A 19,628-nucleotide genomic window follows, 5' to 3' on the forward strand; every position below is an offset into this window, starting at 1 on the left:
CGTTCCTCAGGCACCACAATCTGGTTCACTCGATGAGCCGACGCGGCAACTGCCATGACAATGCGGTGGCCGAGAGCTTCTTCAATCTTCTGAAGCGAGAGCGGATACGGCGCAAAGTCTACCGTTCACGCGATGAAGCACGCCAGGACGTGTTCGACTACATCGAAATGTTCTACAACCCGAAACGCAAACACGTCAGGAACGGGATGCTGTCGCCCGTCGAGTTCGAGAAGCAGCAGAAAATCTAACCCGAGGGTGTCTACGAAACTCGGGGCTATTCAGCCGCAAACTTCGATTGGCGGCTTTGTGCGCCTCTGGTGGTATCGCGGCGGCCTGACGGTTCAAGGGTAATCATCGACGGACAGCATCGTTGGGCTGCAGCCGTGCGCCGGGGAGATTTACTGCAGTTGCCTTGCTGCCTTTTCACCTATGGCAGTCCAGAAGATGAGGCACGCATGTTCATTGTTGCGAACAGGGCGCGCAAGGCGATGAACCGCATGGATGACTTCCACGCGGCTCTTGCTGCCGGCGATGAGGATGCCCTGGATATTCGACGGTTTGTGTCTGAGGCAGGATTAGCTATTGCCCGGAGCACTTCGTCAACTGCATGGAAGCCAGGAGATGTCACTTTTACGTCTTCGATTGCCACCGCGCTTCGCAGACATGGTGACGCAGTCGTTTCGGCTGCTCTGACCTGCATGGCTGAAGCATATAAGGGTGAACCACTTACACACGGTGCCTCGATCTTCGGTGCGCTCGTGCGTATCTATGCCAATCCCCCCGAGGGCTTTGATCCCGACGAATTCGTACCAACACTGAGGCGGTTCCCCATGGCGGAACTAGGCGAGATGGTCCGGGATCAAAAGGGAGGTGATGCCCGTGCGTTCGCATTGTCAAAAGCCATCCTCAAAGCGTTGAACAGGGCAGATGCATGACCGTTTGATAATCATCTGCCGCGCTCAATGGGGAGCGCGGCAGACTGCACTTCAGGTATTCAGGTGATTGTGCTTTCTAGAAATCAGAATGGTAGTCAGGCCTTTCTATCGTGCTGTAGAAGGGCGAACGTCATAATCGCAATCGGGTACATCGTGTGGAAGAGTCAAAAGACATTATAACGATACGGCTCTCGGAAGCGGACGCCGCAGTGGTTAAGCGTGCAGCCGACCAATGCGGTCAGTCGCCGGTGGAGTTTGCGTATACCTCCATTCTAAGATTAGCAGACGACGTGATAAATGGGCGTTTGATTGTCATGACTCCTGAAGGGTTTTCGAATTTTTACCTGGCTTTATCCGAGCCGGCTGCCCCGGTTCCGGAAATGGTCGAACTGATAAATAGGCCAGCGCTTTGGGAACGAGGACAGACTGCCGATAAGTGATTGGACTTCACTGGTTGCTCGCCTTCTGGTTTGAAGGCGAGATAGCTACGCCGATGTTGCAAAAAGTTCACCTTGCGGGATGACGATATCCCCGGAAGCCATTGTTAAATAATCTGAAATTGCGCGATTTAAACCTGCAACCATCTTTACTTGCTTGGAGCGCAAGTAAAGATGAAAGCTCGCCCCCGCAACCAAATCTAGCCACACAATATATAAAGGGCTCCGTGACAACGCGGAGCCCTTTTGGCGTCGCAAACATAAAATCGGAACCGCGTCGCTGTCAGGTACAAAACAGGGTTGCGGGTCATCAAATCAATCCCGCCACTCACTTCCATATGCGAGTGAAGGGCACGCGAGTGACCTTGCCCCGTTGAAATAATCCATTTTGAAGTAAGCTCTGGCCCATTGAGAGGACCAGGGAATGAAGCGCAATCGTTTTACAGACGAACAGATCATCGGCATTCTGAAGGAGCACGAGGCTGGCACGCCGATCTCGGAGCTTTGCCGCAAGCACGGCGTCAGCGATGCCAGCATCTATAAGTGGAAAGCCAAGTTCGGCGGCATGGACGTATCCGAAGCCAAGCGATTGAAGACGCTGGAAGACGAGAACACGAAGCTGAAACGGCTCCTGGCAGATGCGATGCTGGACAATGCGGCTTTGAAAGACCTTTTGGGAAAGAAGTGGTGACGCCCGCAGCAAGGCGAAAAGCTGTCGCTCATCTGATGGATCACCACCAGATGAGCGAACGGCGGGCGTGTAAAGCCATCGGCTTTTGCCGGATGACGATCCGTTACGAAACCAGGCGCAGCGATGACTATGACCTTCGCGAGCGGATGAAGGCGCTGGCGCATGAACGTCGCCGCTTTGGATATCGACGCCTTCATGTGCTGCTCAGGCGTGAGGGTCACCTTGTGAACCACAAGCGGCTCTTCCGGCTCTATCGGGAAGAGAAACTGACGGTGCAAGCGCGGCGGTCGGAAACGAGCGATAGGCACACGAGCACCGTTGCTGATCCCGCTTGCCGCCAATGATCGCTGGTCATTGGACTTCGTGTCGGATCAGCTCACCGATGGTCGCAGGTTCCGGGTGCTTACGGTGGTCGACGATTGCACCAGGGAGTGCTTGGCTCTCGTCGCCGATACGTCGCTTTCCGGTCTGCGGGTTGCCCGTGAGCTGGACCGGATCATCGAGGGACGAGGCAAGCCGAAGATGATCGTCAGCGACAATGGTAGCGAGTTCACCAGCAACGCGATCTTGCAATGGACGGATCGGACCAAGGTGGAATGGCACTACATCGCACCGGGCAAGCCGATCCAGAACGCCTTCATCGAAAGCTTCAATGGGCGGCTGCGAGACGAGTTCCTGAATGAGACTCTCTTCTCGTCGCTGGCTCATGCTCGATCAGCGCTTTCAAACTGGCGCTACGATTACAACGATCACCGCCCACACTCTGGCCTCGGCTGGCTGACACCCACCGAGTTCGCTCAGACAATCAACCCGCGACGTGATGCGGTGCTGCGCAGCCGAAATGGCTCCGCACCGCACCCCGCCGCTACCGCCCAGAATACAGCAACCCAAAACCGCTGGAGCGAACTCAAAACTGGATAAAACTTGGGGGCAACGTCAATCTTAGAGCATAGATCTTTGGCGCAATGGGATGACTTTGCGGCTCTATGCTGCTGAATCTACCGCACTCACGTTATTTGCCTGGGAACAAGACTTGTCGATGAGCGAGACTTTGCTGTGCGACTACAGCGGCCACCCTATTCTTTAGCGGCGGCCTTCCACGGCAGAACGGATATGCGAGCGGCTAACGCCGATGTCGGAAAGGCTTCTGTCGTCGAGCGCGCTAAGTTCTGCCATGGCGCGGCGATTGCGGAAGTAGTTACGAACGGTGTCGTGGAGTTTCATTTTCATAGGTTCCTTCAATTGTGTTGCACAGGATATGTTCATTCAGACGCAAAAAATACAGGCGTTTGCCTGCATGGAAGCCATGCAAAAAACGAAGCGCCGCGTCTAGAACGAGAGAAACGGCCCCCGGCATAAGGAAACGCTATAGCGGCAGAAAGGACTTGTGTTGGCAAAACCTCCGGGGATGAACCTACTCTGCCCTGAAGATTAGCGTGACGTTGATCGACAAGAACCGCAAAAGCGGCAAAAGCTCGCCCGGCTAAAGCCGGAACAGATAAATCCGAAAAGGAGTGGGAACATGAAAAACGGTATTACTCGCAGACTTCTACTGGTTTCCGCAGCGGTCGCTCCGATCCTGAGCCTGTCGCCGGCGCTCTCCGCCTCCGCTTATGCGGCCGACACGATAAGGCTCGGCCTCGTCGCGCCGATGAGCGGCCCGAATGCGCGCTACGGCGCTTTCTCCATGCATGGCGCGGAACTCGCGGTAAAGGACATAAATGCGGCCGGCGGCATCAACGGTCAGCAGATCGAACTCTTCAACGCCGACAGCCAGGGAACGCCGGTCGAGGGTGTTTCGGCGACCCGCCGCCTGATCGATCAGGACGAGGTGGATTTCGTCATCGGCGATGTATCGAGCTCCGTCACGCTCGCCATGCAGCCTGTCGCTGAAGATGCGGAGGTTTTGCTTCTGAACGCTGCCTCTTCCAACCCGAAGATCACTTATCAGGCGGGTGTCGGCGGTTTCAAATGGACTTTCCGCAATTATCCGACGGATGAGAACCGCGCGCTTGTGGTGGCGAAATACGCCGCCGAGCAGCGTGGTTTCACCAAGTTCGCGGTGCTGTCGGTCGATAGCGATTATGGCCGTTCCGCCATCACCTTTACCAAGAAATATCTGCCCGACTTCAAGGGCGAGATACTCAGCGAAGACTACTACAAGGAAGGCGAAGTTGACTTCCGTAGCGTGCTGGCAAAGATCCGCGACAATGGCGCGCAGGCGATCATCATGTATGGTCTGGCCGACACCACGCCCATCGTTGCCCGCCAGATGCTGGAACTCGGACTTGCCGGTAAGGTCGTGCTGATCGGCAACGGTGAATTCAACACCGAAAAAACGATCAAATCAGCACCTAAGGCCATGGAAGGCGCGGTCGAGGCCGCAGCCTGGCTGCCGCAGTTCGATAGTCCGGCCAGCAAGGCCTTCGTTGAGAAATTCACCGCCACATACAAGGAAGCGCCCAACAACCACGCCTATGTGCATTGGGATACCGTCAACCTGCTTGCCCAGGCAATCAAGGAAGCCGGAAGTGCTGATCGCAATGCCGTCCGTGAAGCTCTCTCGAAGATCAAATACAAGAGCCCGGTTGGCGAGGTCACCTTCGATGACCACAACCAGGCGCGCCTTCCGATGATCCTTCTCCAGATCGAGAACGGCAAGCCAAGTATCAAGGGCGCTTATACGGCGGAAATCCAGTACCCTGCGAACTGATAGACCGGGAGGGGTACAGCCATGTTCTCGACAATTCTCGAGCAAGTCGTAAACGGGATCGTCACCGGTTCCGTCTACGCGATCGTCGCCGTCGGCATGACCATGATTTTCGGGGTGCTGAGAGCCATCAACTTCGCTCATGGCGAATATTACATGCTCGGAACCTTCGGGGCGTGGTTCGCCATCGATTATCTGGGCCTTTCCTATGAGGCTTCGATTGTCGTCGGTGTTCTCTCGACCGTGGTGGTGGCCTACGTGGTAGGCCAGCTCGTGATGCGCAGAATGGTGGGGGCGCCGGCGGAGTCCGGCGTTCTTGCCACCCTCGGCATCGCGCTTATCCTGCAGAACGCCGTGATTTTCGTCTTCGGCGGCGGCTACAAGTTCTTCGCCGGCGGTTATATCGAGCCGGTTTCCATTCTCGGCTTCACGCTGGCGCAACAGCGCATCATCATTCTGGCCGTGTGTCTCATCGTCTTCGTCGGCCTTGAACTGATGGTCACCTACAGCCGTCTCGGCATGGCGATGCGGGCGGTCTCGCAGAACGTCGAATGCTGCGGTGTGGTCGGTATTGATGTGTCCCAGGTCGTGTTGCGGACCTTCGTTCTCGGCGCCGCACTCGCTGCACTCTCGGGCGTCCTGACTGCGCCGGTGAATGTCAGTGTCTATGGCGGCATGGGTGAACTCATCACATTCAAGACCCTGCCGATCATCATCATGGGCGGTCTTGGAAACGTGCGGGGAACCTTCTTTGCCGCTATGATCCTTGGCATCGCAGAAAGCCTCGTCGCCACCTATGTCGGGCTGCAATTCCGCGACACCGTTGGTTTCGCAACGCTGATCCTGATGCTGATGTGGCGTCCGCACGGCCTGTTTTCGACGCAGGCGCGTTTTTAGAAACCGCACCAGCCGAATTTTCTCGAATTTTGAGGACTAGACATGTCTCTCACAGACACCGTTCCCCAGGCTCGCCGCCGCGATCTGCGTATTCCGCTCGCCGCCGTCCTGATCGTCTTAGCACTTGCCGCGCCCTTCATCGGCACGCGCTACGTCACGCATTCGCTCATCATCGCGCTCATCTTCATGTTGCCGGCGCACGGGCTCAACCTGCTGGTAGGCTATACCGGTCTGCTATCACTGGCTCAGGCGGCATTTTTCGGCATCGGAGCCTATACGGCGGGCCTGCTGGCCGTGCATTTCGAGACGCCGTTTTACGTGAACCTCATCGCCTCCGGCCTCGTTACCGGCGCGATTGCCCTGCCGCTCGGCATTCCGGCGCTGCGTCTTCGTTCAACGTCCTTCGTCATGTGTACGCTCGGTTTCGTCATCATCGGCCAGGCGATTGCCAAGAACTGGATTTCGCTGACCCGTGGCGACATGGGCCTCTCCGGCATCCCCAAACCATACCTCGAGCTTGGGCCGCTTTCCTTTACCGTCAGTGGAACCACCAATTTTTATTATCTGGCGCTTGCCATCTGTGTGCTCGGCACGCTTGCTGCATGGGCAATCGTCCGCTCGCCGGCGGGCCGCAACATGGTCGCCATACGCGAAAACGAGACGCTGGCGGAATCCCTCGGCGTCCCGACCTGGCGCTACAAGCTGATCGTCTTCATGCTGAGCGCCGTTTTTGCCGGCGTAGGAGGCTGCCTTTACGCCCATTATCTGACGGTGGTGAGCCCGCTGACTTTTCAGATGTATTATTCGACGACGATGCTGATCATCGTTCTCGGCGGCGGCGCGGGCATGATCTCGGGAACCGTCTTCGGCAGCCTGTTCTTCGTCGGACTGACCGAGGCGCTCCGCGTTGCTCCTGAAGTGCGGATGATCGCTTACGGCTTCTGCCTTCTCGTTCTCGTCTTCTGGTTTAAGAAGGGTTTCGCCCCCCTGATCAATCGCTTCTGGAACGCGATCGGAGGTTCGAAATGACCGCTCATCTTCCCATCCTCGAGATAAAGAACCTCAGCAAGTCCTATGGTGCGGTCAAGGCGGTCAACGATGTCAGCATGCACATCAATCGCGGCGAGATTGCCGGGCTGATTGGACCTAACGGTTCCGGCAAGTCCACCTTCTTCGATTGCAGCACCGGGCTTGCCCGGCCGGATACCGGCAAGGTGATCCTGGACGGACAGGATATCACCGGCTGGTCGCTCAACCGCATCGCCCGCGAAGGCCGCATGCTGCGGTCTTTCCAGAAGACGGTTACCTTCAAGGCGCTCGATGTGGAGGAGAACCTTGTCATCGCGGGCCAGATGTTCACCTTTCCCTCGCTGCTATCCACCTTCGGTCTCGGTGGCATGTCGCGCCGACGCGTGGCCGGACTCAGGGAGCGTGCACGCGAACTGATCAAGATGGCGGGCCTGTGGGATGTTCGCCATCAGCCGGCCGGTGATCTTTCCGGCGGTCAGCAGAAACTCATTCAGTTTGCCTCAATGTTGATGCCGGAACCGAAGCTCATCCTGCTGGACGAACCGATGGCGGGCATCAATCCGAAGATTATCGAGCGCGTGGTGGAAACGATCCAATATGCGAACAAATCGCTGGGCGTCAGCTTCCTCGTCATCGAACACAATATCGATGTCGTCACCAGCATCTGCCAGCGCGTGGTCGTGCTCGATCAGGGAACGAAACTGGTCGAGGGGCTGCCGCATGACATCATCAAGGACCAGCGTGTGAGGGAGGCCTATCTTGGCGGCTGACAGCAATCTTTCCATCAAGGGCCTGCGCGCGGGATACGGCAATCTTGATATCTTGAACGGTGTCGATCTGGATGTGCCGGGCGGCCAGTTCGTGGCCCTCATGGGGCCGAATGGCGCGGGCAAGTCCACCCTGCTCAAGACGCTTTACGGCATGACCACCATCAAGGAAGGTGGCATCGACTGGCGCGGCAAGAACATTGCCGGATCTACCTCGCGGGCCATTCTGGGCGAGGGGATATCTTTCGTGCCGCAGGGACGTTGCAACTTCCCGGTCATGACTGTCGATGAAAACCTGCAGATGGCCGCCTATACCATCCGTGACGCCAAGGTGAAGGCGGACCGGGATTATGTCTATGATCTTTTCCCGATCCTGAAGACGCGGCGCTCGACGCTCGCCGGCAACATGTCCGGCGGTGAGCAGCAATTGCTCGAAGTGGCGATGGCGGTTCTGCAGCGGCCGAAGGTGCTTCTGGTCGACGAGCCCTCGGTCGGCCTGTCGCCCGCCGCAATCGGCATCGTGTTCGACGAACTCCTGCGCCTGCATGCGAACGGCATGACCATCCTGCTTGTCGAGCAGAACACCAAGAAGGCCATGGAGGTGGCGCAACGTGCGGTCATCCTCCGTCTCGGCAAGGTGATCTGGGACGGCAAGCCGGTGGAGATCACCCATGACGAACTCGGCGAATTGTTCCTGACCGGAAAGATGCGCGGCGAACTCGAAGCCGCGCACTGACAAGCCCATAACGATAGATCCAGACGAGGAAATCCCATGAGCACTTTCGTGCCAGCATCACGCGTGTCGAGAATAAAGGTATCGCCAAGCACGGCGGCTGCGGCCCGCGCCCGGGAACTGAAGGCCGCCGGTCGGGATATCGCGGACCTGACGGTTGGTGAGCCGGACTTCGATACGCCGGAGGCCGTCAAGGCCGCGGCGCATGCCGCCATCGACCGGGGAGAGACCAAATACACCTCGGTCAACGGCACGCCCGCACTTCGCAAGGCGATCATCGGCGACTTCCAGAAACGTCTTGGCATCACCTATGGCGATAGTGAAATCTGCGTTGGCGGTGGCGCCAAGCAGATCCTGTTTCTGGCGCTGATGGCAAGCGTGGAAAATGGTGCTGAAGTCATCATCCCGGCTCCCTACTGGGTGTCTTACCCAGATATGGTCATCGCCAATGACGGCACGCCTGTCATCGTCGCATGCCCGGAGGAAACGGGGTTCAAACTCACAGCCGAAGCGCTTGAGGCGGCGATCACTCCGAAGACGATGTGGCTGATCCTCAACGCGCCATCAAACCCGACGGGTGCGGCCTATACAGAGGCGGAGCTGAAGGCGCTTGGCGACGTACTGTTGCGGCACCCCCATGTCATGGTTCTGTCCGACGATATCTACGATCAGGTCTGGTTCAAGGATGAGCCGATGAAGACCCTCGTTGCCGTCGTTCCGGAACTGAAGGATCGGGTGCTACTGACCAACGGCGTTTCCAAGTCCTACGCCATGACGGGATGGCGGATCGGTTACGGGGCAGGGCCTGCTGCACTCATTGCCGCCATCAACAAATTGCAATCGCAAATGTCATCCTGCCCTTCCTCCATCAGCCAGGCGGCCGCCGCACATGCGCTTTCAGGCGACCAGACATTCGTGATGGAAAGCGTTGCGGTCTATAAAAAGCGGCGCGACTACGCCTGTGAGCGTCTGAACGCCATCACCGGCCTCTCCTGTTTGGTCCCGGACGGGGCATTCTACCTCTATCCGAGCTGCGCCGGCGTGATCGGCAAGAAGACAGCGGATGGCAAGGTGATCGAAAACGATCTCGATTTCGTCCTCTATCTCCTCGACAGCGTCGGCGTGGCGGCTCTTCAAGGCGCTGCCTACGGGCTTTCGCCCTATTTCCGCATCTCCTTTGCCACCTCCATGGAAGTGCTTGAGGATGCCTGCAACCGCATCGAGCGTGCGGTGGAAGCGCTGCGCTAACAAATCGATCGGGCGCGCAGAAGGAGCTGTCCACTTCTCTTGCGCGTCCCGCAACGCTTGGTGTTCGAATGAACGCAAAAGCGCTCTATCCTATTGAAATTACGCATCCTCCCTGCAGAAATAGATTCCTGTTTCTGCGCTGATACGTTAGGGTTTCCGCAAAAAGTGGGGACCGATGAGCGTCGATTTCAAAAAACTAAAAAGCTTCGTCAAGATCGTCGATACCGGCAGCGTTTCGCGTGCCGCCGGCATCCTTCGTGTGGCCCAGCCGGCGCTGTCGCAGCAGATCGCCTCGCTGGAACAGCACTTCAAGCACCAGCTTCTGCTGCGCAGCAATGTCGGCATCACACCGACGGAAGCCGGGCTGATCCTCTATCGCCATGCGCAGATCATGCTGAAGCAGATCGAGCAGGCGCAGACCGACATTGACCGCTCGGCGCGCTCTGTCTCCGGCCGCGTCTCCATCGGGCTTGCCACCTATTCCTCGTCAAGTGCGCTTTCGCTGCCTCTCATCAAGGAAATGAGGGCGCGATTTCCTGCCATCACGGTCCATATCAACGACAGCTTCGGCCATATCCTGAGCGAGCTAATCATGACTGGCAAGATGGACATGGCGCTCATCTACACTTCCGACCCAATCAAGGGCGTGACGCTGGAACCCCTGTTCCGCGAAGAGATGTTCCTCGTCTCGCCTGCCGACATGGTGTTGCCTGCCGAACCCGGTCAGCCGCTTCCCCTCTCAGCGCTCGATGGCCGACCAATGTTGCTGCCAAGCAAGGCGCATTTCCTTCGCCGGCTAATCGATGAAGGGCTCGCACGGGCGCGCGCGAAGCCGGAGGTTATTTCAGAACTGGAATCCGTGCCTGCGCTGGGGGCTGCGGTACTCGACGGCCTCGGTTCGACCATCCTTCCGGCCTCGGTTGTCCTGGAAACCCCGAGCTTCAGCGGCGCGCAGCTGCATCCCCTCACAACGCCCGTTATCGACGCCACGGTTTCGCTTTGCGTCTCCGATCACATGCCGCTTTCCGAGCCGGCTCTGGCAGCGCGTTCCGTGCTTCTCGAAATCGTCACGAAGCTGAAGAGCGGGCACCATCCGGGCATTCGCGCCGTGTGAATTCGCTATAAGCAAACCCTATGGCGGCAGACCGAGGTTGTGTTGGTAAAGGCTGGCCGAACGTTTCAATTTCCCATCAGTGAACGGGCCCAACCTCTGGGTCCACAAAGCAGCAAAAGACGCTGCATGGTCGCTCGAGGGAAACAATGGCAAAACTGGCTTTCGATACTGGCGGTACCTTTACCGATTTTGCGCTTCTGGATGACAGCGGCGAACTCCACCTTCACAAAGTCCTGAGCACGCCGAGAAATCCGGCGGAAGCCGTTGTCCAGGGTGTGTCCGAACTGCTCGAAAAGCATGCGCATGCGATTGCGATCGAGAACCTGCAGGTGCTTGGCGCAACCACCGTCGTCACTAATGCCGTGCTTGAACGCAAGGGCGTGGAAACCGGTTTCGTCACCACAGACGGCTTCCAGGACATGCTGCGTATCCGCAACGAGGGACGCTACGACCTCTATGACCTGAACATCAAATATCCCGATCCGCTGGTTACCCGCGCCAACAGCTTCGGCGCCGAGGAACGTATCGCCGCCGATGGCGAGGTCATGACGGAACTCAAGGAGGAGACCGTCCGCGAGATTGCCGGACGGCTGAGGGAAAAGGGCATCCGCTCGGTGGCGGTCTGCCTGTTGCACGCTTACAAATATCCGCAGCACGAGCAGCGTGTCGCCGCACTCCTGCGCGAAGAAGACCCTGACATCTTCGTTTCGCTGTCTTCCGAGGTCTGCCCGGAAATGCGCGAATTCGACCGTGCCTCGACGACCGTTGTCAATGCCTATACCCGCCCGCAAATGTCCGGACATGTCGCCCATCTGCAAAAGGAATTTGCCAACAGGGGCATCGACCGGCAGGTTCTCTGGATGACGTCTTCGGGCGGGCTTGTCCCGAGCAGCCGCGCGGCCGAGCTTCCCGTCCGCCTGATCGAATCCGGGCCTGCAGCGGGTGCTGTCGCCGCTGCCGAATTTGGCCGCACCGCGGGTGAAGCGAGCGTTCTCTCTTTCGACATGGGCGGCACCACCGCCAAGCTCTGCCTCATTCCCAATGGCGAGCCGAATGTCGGCACCGATCTCGAAGTCGCGCACTACCAGCGCTTCCGTAAGGGATCCGGTTTCCCGCTGAAAATCCAGTCGATCCAGATGATCGAGATCGGCGCAGGCGGCGGTTCCATCGCGGCGAAGAATCCTCTCGGCCTTCTTGATGTCGGCCCGCATTCCGCAGGTGCAATGCCGGGACCGGCCGCCTATCAGCGCGGCGGAACCGAGCCGACGGTGACCGACGCGGATATTTTGCTCGGTTACATGGGAACGGAATCCTTCGTCGGTGGTTCGTTCAAGGTTTCAAAAGACGCCGCACATCAGGCGATGTCCAAGCTGGCCGCCTCGCTGGATGTATCGGTCGAGCGTTGCGCCTGGGGCATTCACGATCTCGTCAATGAATCCATGAGCAAGGCCGCCGCCATGCATGCGACCGACCTTGGCGTCGATCCACGCTCGCTGCCGATGGTCGCCTTCGGCGGTGCCGGCCCGGTGCATGCCTATGGCATCGCCCGCAAACTCGGCATCTCGCGCATCATCTGCCCGACCGGCGCCGGCGTCAGCTCCGCCATCGGCCTGTTGATCGCGCCGGTCGCCGTCGATCTCTCCGCAAGCCATCCGATGGCGATCGATGCCTGGGATATCGATGCGATGAACCGTCTGCTCGACGATCTTTCCGTCCAGGGCGCTGAAGTCGTATCGGCGGCGGGCGTTCCCAAGGACACGATCACCAATCGTTATACCGTGGACATGCGCCACGTGGGGCAGGGACACGAGATCACGGTGGTGCTTCCTGACCGCAGCCTTCCGAAAGAAGCCTTCCTTGCAGAATTGCGCAGCAGTTTCTTCAAGCTCTATCGCGAATTGTTCGGCCGCACCGTCGCAGCACCGCTGGAAGTCATCACCTGGCGTCTACGCGCCAGCGGCGAGAAGGATCAGGTCACCCGGCCGCATGAAACCGTCGTTGCCGAAGCCCGGAAGGGCAGCCGGCAGGTCTATTTTCAGGAGGCGAACGGCTACGTTGAGACCTCGGTCTACGATCACTACAAGCTGCCGGTCGGCCATAACGTCAAGGGACCTGCCATCGTCGAGCAGCGTGAATCGACGGCTGTCGTCGGGCCAAGCGGCGCCTTCCACGTCGATGCCCACGGCAATCTCGTGATCAACATTCTCTAAGGGGTAATCAGATGTCGAAACCCGCTACCGATTTCAACGATCCGATCAACCTCCAGGTCATGTGGAACCGCCTGATCTTCATCGCGGATCAGGCCGATAACGTGCTTGGCAAGACGGCGTTTTCGCCGATCGTGCGCGAGAACCACGATTACGTCACCGTACTTCTCGACAGCAAGGGCAGGGCGCTGGCGCAATGCACCTGGTCTATCCCGGTCTTCATCACCTCGCTGCCTGCGGCCGCACAGAAATATTTCCTGCCGAAGTTTCCTGCCGACACGCTCGAAGAGGGCGATGTTCTAGCCACCAACGACCCGGAAATCGGAACCGGCCATCTGCCTGACGTGACGATGATCACGCCGATCTTCAAGAATGGCAAGGTCGTCGCCTATGCGGGATCGATCGCCCATCTTCCCGATATTGGTGGTGCGCCGCTGCATTCGGAAGCAAGCGACATTTTCGCGGAAGGTATCCGTTTTCCCATCGTCAAGCTGCTCAAGGCAGGCGTTCCGAATGAGGACGTGTTCGACATCATCGCAGCCTCCGTCCGCCTTCCCACGGAAGTGCGCGGCGATCTGGAATCGATGATCGCCGCCAACAACGTCATGGGCCGCGAACTAGTGAAATTCCTCGATGAATACGGGCTGGACGACGTCGACGGACTGGCCGACGCCATCCACAACCGCTCCGAGGCGCAGACCCGCAAGGCAATTCGCGAATGGCCGAACGGTACCTATTCCGCAGAGGTTCTGCTCGACGGCTACGACGTCGACGTCAAACTGAAAGCCTCTGTTATCGTCAGGGACGATTCCATCCATGTCGATTATACGGGCACCTCGGATCAGGTCCTGCACTCGATCAACTGCCGCACGAACTACCGTTACGCCCATTCGGTATACGCGTTGAAATGCCTGCTCGATGCGGAAACCCCCAATAATGAGGGCTGCATCGTTCCGATCACCGACGAGGCGCCGCTCGGCTGCATTCTCAATCCGCAGGAATGGACGGCGGGCAATTCGCGCAACCTGATCGGTCACGTTATCCCCTCGCTGATCTTCAAGGCGCTTGAGGGCATCGTGCCGGAAAAGGTGCTGGGCGACAGTGGCGGTGCGCCAATCTGGGCTGCCAATTGCGTCGGCCAGCGCAACGACGGAACGCAATATGCCTCCGTGCAGAATTTCCATGGCGGGCAGGGCGCGCGCGCCGAATTCGACGGGCTGGACACGCTGAGCTTCCCGTCCAACTGCAAGGTCACGGCCGTTGAAATGTTCGAGGTCGCCGTTCCGGTTCTGACGGAACGCAAGGAGCTCATCGCCGATTCCGGCGGCGCCGGCAAACATCGCGGTGGCCTCGGCCAGCGTGTTATCCTGCGCAATCTCGGCAGGAACCCGATGAACATCTACCTCGCATCGGAACGCGTCCGCCATCCCTGCTTCGGTGTGGTGGAAGGCCAGAGCGGTTCCGCCGGCAAGGTGATGAAGCAAGGGAAACCGCATTTCCCGAAGGGCAAGGTGGTTCTTCAGACCGGCGAACGTCTCGAAGTGCAGACGCCGGGCGGCGGCGGCTGGGGCCGTGCTGCCGAACGCTCGCGCGATTTGATCGAGCAGGATATTTCCGAAGGCCTGGTAACCTCGAAGGCGGCAAAGGAAATCTTCGGCTATTCTGGCGCCATTGCTGCCGCAGCCGAATAGGAGACGATGATGGGACTGCTGAACGGAAAGATCGCGCTGGTAACCGGTGCCGGCTCGGGCATCGGCCGCGAAACCGCAATCCTGCTTGCAAAGGAAGGAGCGACGGTCGTGCTGACCGGCCGCCGCCTCGATCCTCTGCGGGAAGTCGCGGAACTGATCGAAAAGAAGAAGGGCAAGGCCATCGCCCGCACGCTCGACATCGCCTCGCGTGAGGCGATCTTCGATACGGTCAAGTCGATCAGCGAGGCCGTCGGTCCCATTGATATCCTCGTGAACAATGCCGGTTCCGCCAGCAAGGTGCTCAACGCCCGCTTCATCAGTGAGGAGGAGTGGAACGCCACCATCAACGTCAATCTGACTGCGGTGTTCAACCTGACGCAGGCGGTGCTGCCGGAGATGATCGAAAAGGGTGAGGGAACTATCATTACCGTTTCTTCGCTCGCCGCCCTCAATCCCAACCTCCTGGGTGGCGTGGCCTATGGCGCGGCAAAGGCGGGCGTGAAGAACTTCATGACCTTCCTGCACAATACCTATCGCAATCAGGGTATCCGGGCGACCACCATCCTGCCGGGCGAGACCGATACGCCGATCATGAACAACCGCGCGCGGCCGCCCCTGAAGGAAGAACGCGCCGTGATGATGGACCCGCATGACGTGGCCCGGGCCATCATGCTTTGCGCCAGCCTGAGTGACAGCGCGGTCATTCCGGAACTGCACATCTGCCCGACCCATATGCGCGACACTTCGAAAGACATAGAGATCGCGCGCTGGATAGGGGCGCCGGACGACACGCCAGATATGCCGAAAAAGAAGTAAGGGAGAGACTTCCATGAATGGAGCAAAGTTGCGCGCCCGTCTTGCGACGGGTGAGGCTATCAGCATGTTCACGCCGCACCATACACATTCAGGTCTTTCCGCCCGGCTGGTGGAACTTGGCGCGGATGCAGTCTTCGTCGATTGCGAGCATGGCACATGGAGCTTCGAGGATGTGCGGGCAACAGGGCAGGTGGTACGCTCGGTGGGCGGTGCTGCCATCGTGCGCCCGCATTCGCACGAACGGCCGATCATCATCCGCTACCTCAATGCCGGCGCCGACGGGATCATGGTGCCCATGGTCAGCAATGCCGACGAGGCCCGGGCAATTGTCGATGCGGTGCGTTACGCCCTGCCGTCCGATTATGAGAAGCGGCTGGTCATCGCCATGATCGAGACCGTCGATGCAGTCGACGCTCTTGAGGAGATGCTGACGGTCGAGGGCATCGACGTTTTTTTCATCGGCCCCGGCGATCTGTCGCAGGACATGGGCTATCCGCCCGCGCCGCCATTCGGCGAACCGCGCCCGGACGTGGTGATCGACAAGGTCGCCGTCGCCGTCGAAAAAATTCGCGCAGCGGGAAAGATCGCCGGCACGCTTGCAACGCTGGAAGAAATCCCGCACTGGCGGGCGCGTGGAGTGCAGTTCTTTTACGTGCACTCCGACCCGTTTTTACGCCGCGGCCTTGCGGCGGTGAAGAATGCGCTCGCTCCTCAATGAGGGTCTTTCGTGTAAACGAATGTCGGTACACACCAGTTAAAGCGTATTGCAAGGAGCCGGAGCATCAACCCGAGGGCCATTGCGACGAGCGAGGATATCGCGTGGGAAACCCCCAGGAGGGGCACGATCAAGTAGATCAGGCTCGTAAAGACCGAGACGGTTGCATAGAGTTCCGAACGAAACAAGAGCGGTACTTCGTTGCACAGGATATCCCGAAGTACGCCGCCCAGACATCCAGTCAGCACGCCTGCCGCCACCACGACAACCAGCGGCAGGTTGAGGTTTGACGCAATCTGGCAGCCGATGACGGTGAAGACGACCAGTCCTATCGCGTCAAGAAAAAGGAACATCTTGCGCAGGTGATACATATATCGGGCGATCGGGATCGTCGCCAGCGCAGATAATCCCGTCACGAGGAGATAGCTGGGATTTTCGACCCACGATAGCGGATAGTGGTTCAGAAAAACATCGCGCACGGTTCCACCGCCAAGGGCGGTAATGCATCCAAGCAGAAATACGCCGATCCAATCCATTTCGCGACGGCCGGCGGCGAGTGCGGCTGTCATGGCCTCTGCGACAATCGCAACGAAATAGAGGATATGGATAATGTCGCTCGTCGGGGGAAAGATCATCAAATAATCTGAAAATTCAGTATCTGCGAATGACATGGGTTCATCGCCTATTCAGTAGTTCATCAAAGGATATGCTTGCGGGTTCCCGAATGACGGTCGAACCCCGAGGAGTGGTGCGGCGCGCTCGATGATGTCGCGCACCATCGGCGCGGCATTGAAGGCCGCCAGGCGCCCGCCACGCTCACCGGAAAGCGGGGCGTCAATGATCGACAGCACCAAATAACGAGGGCGGTGCATGGGGAATGCCGCGAGGAATGTATTGAAGTTCAGGTTCTTCGCGTATTTGCCATCGATAACCTTTTCCGCTGTCCCGGTTTTCCCACCTACATCAAAACCGGCCACCTGGGCGTTTCGGCCCGAACCTTGGGTGCCGTTGTACCAGAACAGCTCGCGGACCTTTGCGCTGGTCGAGGCCTGCAGGACACGTCTGCCGGTGATTTGGTGACGCCTCCCGTTGTCGGCGATGAAGGTCGGGTGCCGAAATATGCCACCGTTTACGAGGGCCGCCGCAGCCGCAGCTGTCTGTAACGGTGTCGTGGCCAGACCGTGACCGAAGGAAATCGTTGCGGAATTGATCTTTTTCCAGTTCCTTGGCGCTGCGGGCGAAGCAATTTCCGGTAACTCCGTCTGCATCTTTGACAACAAGCCCAGTCTGAAGAGAAATTGCTGGTGACTTTCCAGGCCAACGAGATCAGCGATTTTTGCCGTGCCGATGTTTGATGAGTAGCGAAAGACTTCCCGGATAGTCAGCGGCCGTCCTCGGCCGTGAAAATCCCTGATGATGAAACCACCCATCTTCAGCGGGCGGGAGGCATCAACGACCGAGTTCAGATTGACGACGCCTGCATCAATCCCCATGGCAAGGGTGAACGCCTTGAAGGTCGAGCCCATTTCGACCGCTGAATTGCTCATGCGGTTGAACCATCCGTTTTCGTAGTCCCTGTCGATCGTGCCATCGGTAAGGCGCCGCGAAGGCTCATTCGGGTCATAGTCGGGGACGGACGCCATCGCGAGAACCTCGCCTGTGTCGACATCGATTACGACGGCACCTGCCGCTTCCGCCCGATAGTTCCTCAAGGCATCGCTAACGATGTTATGCACGATGCTCTGAACGCGCAAATCGATGGACAGCCGGACCGGTTCAAGCTGGGTGGGATCGGTAAGGCCAGCTCCACGCAGGTCTGCCAGGCCTTGCCTGTCGAGATAGCGCTCAATGCCCGCCAGCCCCTGATTATCGATGTTGACATGCCCGACAATGTGAGATGCCACTGGCCCACCAGGATAAAACCGCCGCTTTTCGGGTCTGAATCCGATGCCCGGAATGCCAAGGCGCATGATCTCAGCTTCCTGGCGGGGCGTAAGCTGTCTCCTGATCCACTGAAAACCGGAGTCCGACGTTAGTTTTCTGTGCAGATCAGCCCAATCCAGATCGGGAACAACAGAGGCGAGCTTTTCGATGGCCTCATTTGCATCAACAACGCGGCGAGGCTCTGCATAAAGCGAGATGAGATTGATATCCGTTGCGATAAGCTGGCCGTTGCGGTCCAGAATGTCGGGGCGGGAGGCGATTATATTGGGAGATCGTGGAATACTGGCCGTCGCGTCACTCTCGGAAAAATAGCCATATTGCAGAAGGCGGACTGCGATCGCGGCATAACCGATCGCAAATGCCACGATTAGCAGGCCCACCCGCTGACGATTTCGAGCGGATGTTTTGGCGCTGCGTTTTTTGGCAGGGAGAACAAGGTATCCGGCGGTACCTCTCCTGTAACGAGCAATCAAAGACATGAAAATACTCCACGCTCAGGTATCGGGAATAGGGTTGGAATGCGGGCAGGTACAACCGGTCACTGCACGCGCGCAGGACAGACCCTGTCACGCGGCATTTTACACCGCGCCAAATCCCGGAAAATTCGGCAATGGCGCAGGCTTGATCTGCGCATAATCAGGAACACCACAAGGGCTTGAGGCTTTCACTGATGAAGTCCATGGCAACACGTATCCGCGGCGTGTCGCGCACGTCTTCGTGGATCACCAGCCAAACGTCGATCCTGACGCCGGGATCGAGTGGATCGAACCTCACAAGACCGTGTTCCGCGGCGAGGTAGGCGGGCAGCAGTGCCACCCCACAGCCGCCGGCGGCCGCCGCCGCCTGTATGCGCAGGTCGTTGCTGCACATGAACACCTCGTCGGCGGAAAGCCTCTCATCAAGCCAGCGATAGTGATCCGACTCCCGCATGGTATCATCATAACTTATATAGAGAGGAGGGCCGTTTCTCGTCGGGTAGGCAGGGTCGGCATAGAGGAAATAGGGCAATTGTCCGAGGCGACGCGCAACCAGCGTGGCTTCGCTCGGCCGCTTCAGGCTGATGGCAATATCCGCCTCTCCCTTGGAGAGGGACATCGCTTCCATGGTACCGACAAGACGGAGCCTTACGTCAGGATGCTGAGATTGCAGCGCGGAGATTTGCGGCGCAATGAAGCTGTAGAGCAGCGATGGCGGGGCGGATACCACGATATCACCTTCGATACCGTTCTGGCCGGAACCGGCGCAACGGCTCAGAGCAAATGCAGATCTGCTCATTTCCTCGGCGAAGTTCGCGACGTCGCGTCCCATATCGGTCAGTACATATGATCTTGGCCTGCGATCAACGAGCTTCACGGAAAGCGAGGTTTCCAGCGATGTGATGCGCCGACTGACGGTCGTATGATCGACGCGTAGCGCCTTGGCGGTTGCCGTGATCGACCCGTGGTGAGCGAAGGCGGAGAAAAATCGCAAATCTTCCCAATCGACCATTTTAAATTTCCTGAATTAGGTAGTGTTCGTACAAGAACCGCGTAGCGGTCTCATCGCGAGAAGGCGGGTCGTGAGGTGCTTGCGCCACACCTGTCGAGCGCGTTGCCCGGTGAAACCGCGTGGAGCTGTTCAATTTTTGAAGGGGACCGGGGTGAAATGCCGCCGCTGAAGCCGGCTGACACGAGCGCCGACGCGCCGGAATGCGC

At 58.5% G+C, this 19,628-nt stretch carries 17 protein-coding genes and 2 pseudogenes; 15 read left to right on the top strand and 4 right to left on the bottom strand.

Annotated features, from left to right (window positions below; all coding sequences use genetic code 11):
• The 4 genes and pseudogenes from CFB10_RS23020 to CFB10_RS23035 form a co-directional block, all read left to right on the top strand.
• On the top strand, window positions 1-248 hold a 248-nt coding region (locus CFB10_RS23020; protein ID WP_020009112.1), incomplete at its 5' end, for an IS3 family transposase.
• A gap of 45 nt (window positions 249-293) precedes the next feature.
• Window positions 294-935: pseudogene (locus tag CFB10_RS23025) on the top strand (DUF6551 family protein); the annotation flags it as partial.
• A gap of 155 nt (window positions 936-1,090) precedes the next feature.
• Entirely contained in the window at window positions 1,091-1,375 is a 285-nt protein-coding gene (locus CFB10_RS23030; RefSeq protein WP_020008942.1) for a DUF1778 domain-containing protein, read from the top strand.
• 421 nt (window positions 1,376-1,796) lie between these two features.
• Window positions 1,797-2,984 (top strand): annotated as a pseudogene (locus CFB10_RS23035) (IS3 family transposase).
• Between the two features lie 162 nt (window positions 2,985-3,146).
• On the opposite strand, the gene CFB10_RS23040 reads toward CFB10_RS23035, so the two are convergent.
• The gene (locus tag CFB10_RS23040) at window positions 3,147-3,287 is read right to left on the bottom strand and encodes a DUF1127 domain-containing protein (protein WP_102024263.1); all 141 of its coding nucleotides are present in this window, start codon (window positions 3,285-3,287) and stop codon (window positions 3,147-3,149) included.
• A 298-nt stretch (window positions 3,288-3,585) separates the two neighbouring features.
• Here CFB10_RS23040 and CFB10_RS23045 point away from each other — a divergent pair, with 298 nt between their 5' ends.
• The 11 genes from CFB10_RS23045 to CFB10_RS23095 all read left to right on the top strand — a co-directional run bounded on the left by CFB10_RS23045 (window position 3,586) and on the right by CFB10_RS23095 (window position 15,993).
• Complete coding sequence (locus CFB10_RS23045; RefSeq protein ID WP_020008945.1) at window positions 3,586-4,776, top strand: ABC transporter substrate-binding protein; 1,191 nt, start codon at window positions 3,586-3,588, stop codon at window positions 4,774-4,776.
• 21 nt (window positions 4,777-4,797) lie between these two features.
• Window positions 4,798-5,670, top strand: a complete 873-nt coding sequence (locus CFB10_RS23050) for a branched-chain amino acid ABC transporter permease (protein ID WP_020008946.1) — start codon at window positions 4,798-4,800, stop codon at window positions 5,668-5,670.
• Window positions 5,671-5,712: 42 nt separating this feature from the next.
• Window positions 5,713-6,699 (top strand): branched-chain amino acid ABC transporter permease, encoded by a 987-nt coding sequence (locus tag CFB10_RS23055; protein ID WP_020008947.1) that lies wholly within the window; start codon window positions 5,713-5,715, stop codon window positions 6,697-6,699.
• On the top strand, window positions 6,696-7,469 hold the full coding sequence (locus tag CFB10_RS23060) for an ABC transporter ATP-binding protein (protein WP_020008948.1): 774 nt from the start codon (window positions 6,696-6,698) through the stop codon (window positions 7,467-7,469). Before CFB10_RS23055 ends, CFB10_RS23060 begins: the two co-directional genes overlap by 4 nt.
• Complete coding sequence (locus CFB10_RS23065; protein ID WP_020008949.1) at window positions 7,459-8,202, top strand: ABC transporter ATP-binding protein; 744 nt, start codon at window positions 7,459-7,461, stop codon at window positions 8,200-8,202. Before CFB10_RS23060 ends, CFB10_RS23065 begins: the two co-directional genes overlap by 11 nt.
• A 36-nt stretch (window positions 8,203-8,238) precedes the next feature.
• A complete protein-coding gene (locus CFB10_RS23070; protein ID WP_020008950.1) occupies window positions 8,239-9,447 on the top strand; it encodes an aspartate transaminase in 1,209 nt (402 codons plus the stop codon).
• Between the two features lie 175 nt (window positions 9,448-9,622).
• Window positions 9,623-10,561, top strand: coding sequence for a nitrogen assimilation transcriptional regulator NAC (gene nac / locus CFB10_RS23075; RefSeq protein WP_020008951.1), 939 nt, complete (start codon window positions 9,623-9,625; stop codon window positions 10,559-10,561).
• 146 nt (window positions 10,562-10,707) lie between these two features.
• On the top strand, window positions 10,708-12,771 hold the full coding sequence (locus CFB10_RS23080) for a hydantoinase/oxoprolinase family protein (protein WP_020008952.1): 2,064 nt from the start codon (window positions 10,708-10,710) through the stop codon (window positions 12,769-12,771).
• Between the two features lie 11 nt (window positions 12,772-12,782).
• The gene (locus CFB10_RS23085) at window positions 12,783-14,459 is read left to right on the top strand and encodes a hydantoinase B/oxoprolinase family protein (protein WP_020008953.1); all 1,677 of its coding nucleotides are present in this window, start codon (window positions 12,783-12,785) and stop codon (window positions 14,457-14,459) included.
• Window positions 14,460-14,468: 9 nt separating this feature from the next.
• Window positions 14,469-15,275 carry an SDR family oxidoreductase gene (locus CFB10_RS23090; RefSeq protein WP_026363348.1) on the top strand — a complete coding sequence of 269 codons (807 nt, stop codon included), beginning with the start codon at window positions 14,469-14,471 and terminating at the stop codon, window positions 15,273-15,275.
• Between the two features lie 13 nt (window positions 15,276-15,288).
• The gene (locus tag CFB10_RS23095) at window positions 15,289-15,993 is read left to right on the top strand and encodes an HpcH/HpaI aldolase/citrate lyase family protein (protein WP_020008955.1); all 705 of its coding nucleotides are present in this window, start codon (window positions 15,289-15,291) and stop codon (window positions 15,991-15,993) included.
• Here the strand turns inward: CFB10_RS23095 and CFB10_RS23100 are convergent.
• From CFB10_RS23100 to CFB10_RS23110, 3 genes are all read right to left on the bottom strand, one after another.
• The gene (locus tag CFB10_RS23100; RefSeq protein WP_244559885.1) at window positions 15,987-16,661 is read right to left on the bottom strand and encodes a trimeric intracellular cation channel family protein; all 675 of its coding nucleotides are present in this window, start codon (window positions 16,659-16,661) and stop codon (window positions 15,987-15,989) included. The genes CFB10_RS23095 and CFB10_RS23100 overlap by 7 nt on opposite strands.
• Window positions 16,662-16,676: 15 nt before the next feature.
• Window positions 16,677-18,413: a penicillin-binding protein 2 gene (locus CFB10_RS23105; RefSeq protein ID WP_081629419.1), complete on the bottom strand. Its 1,737-nt coding sequence runs from the start codon at window positions 18,411-18,413 to the stop codon at window positions 16,677-16,679.
• Window positions 18,414-18,570: 157 nt separating this feature from the next.
• Window positions 18,571-19,422 (bottom strand): LysR family transcriptional regulator, encoded by an 852-nt coding sequence (locus tag CFB10_RS23110; protein ID WP_020008958.1) that lies wholly within the window; start codon window positions 19,420-19,422, stop codon window positions 18,571-18,573.
• Window positions 19,423-19,628: the final 206 nt, after the last annotated feature.

Source organism: Agrobacterium sp. 719_389, assembly GCF_900188475.1.
Classification (GTDB): domain Bacteria; phylum Pseudomonadota; class Alphaproteobacteria; order Rhizobiales; family Rhizobiaceae; genus Agrobacterium; species Agrobacterium radiobacter.

Coding starts and splice junctions, on each gene's coding strand:
- CFB10_RS23040 (WP_102024263.1), bottom strand. CDS start 3,287: ATGAAACTCCACGACACCGTTCGTAACTACTTCCGCAATCGCCGCGCC.
- CFB10_RS23045 (WP_020008945.1), top strand. CDS start 3,586: ATGAAAAACGGTATTACTCGCAGACTTCTACTGGTTTCCGCAGCGGTC.
- nac (WP_020008951.1), top strand. CDS start 9,623: ATGAGCGTCGATTTCAAAAAACTAAAAAGCTTCGTCAAGATCGTCGAT.
- CFB10_RS23050 (WP_020008946.1), top strand. CDS start 4,798: ATGTTCTCGACAATTCTCGAGCAAGTCGTAAACGGGATCGTCACCGGT.
- CFB10_RS23055 (WP_020008947.1), top strand. CDS start 5,713: ATGTCTCTCACAGACACCGTTCCCCAGGCTCGCCGCCGCGATCTGCGT.
- CFB10_RS23095 (WP_020008955.1), top strand. CDS start 15,289: ATGAATGGAGCAAAGTTGCGCGCCCGTCTTGCGACGGGTGAGGCTATC.
- CFB10_RS23090 (WP_026363348.1), top strand. CDS start 14,469: ATGGGACTGCTGAACGGAAAGATCGCGCTGGTAACCGGTGCCGGCTCG.
- CFB10_RS23070 (WP_020008950.1), top strand. CDS start 8,239: ATGAGCACTTTCGTGCCAGCATCACGCGTGTCGAGAATAAAGGTATCG.
- CFB10_RS23110 (WP_020008958.1), bottom strand. CDS start 19,422: ATGGTCGATTGGGAAGATTTGCGATTTTTCTCCGCCTTCGCTCACCAC.
- CFB10_RS23100 (WP_244559885.1), bottom strand. CDS start 16,661: ATGTCATTCGCAGATACTGAATTTTCAGATTATTTGATGATCTTTCCC.
- CFB10_RS23105 (WP_081629419.1), bottom strand. CDS start 18,413: ATGTCTTTGATTGCTCGTTACAGGAGAGGTACCGCCGGATACCTTGTT.
- CFB10_RS23080 (WP_020008952.1), top strand. CDS start 10,708: ATGGCAAAACTGGCTTTCGATACTGGCGGTACCTTTACCGATTTTGCG.
- CFB10_RS23085 (WP_020008953.1), top strand. CDS start 12,783: ATGTCGAAACCCGCTACCGATTTCAACGATCCGATCAACCTCCAGGTC.
- CFB10_RS23060 (WP_020008948.1), top strand. CDS start 6,696: ATGACCGCTCATCTTCCCATCCTCGAGATAAAGAACCTCAGCAAGTCC.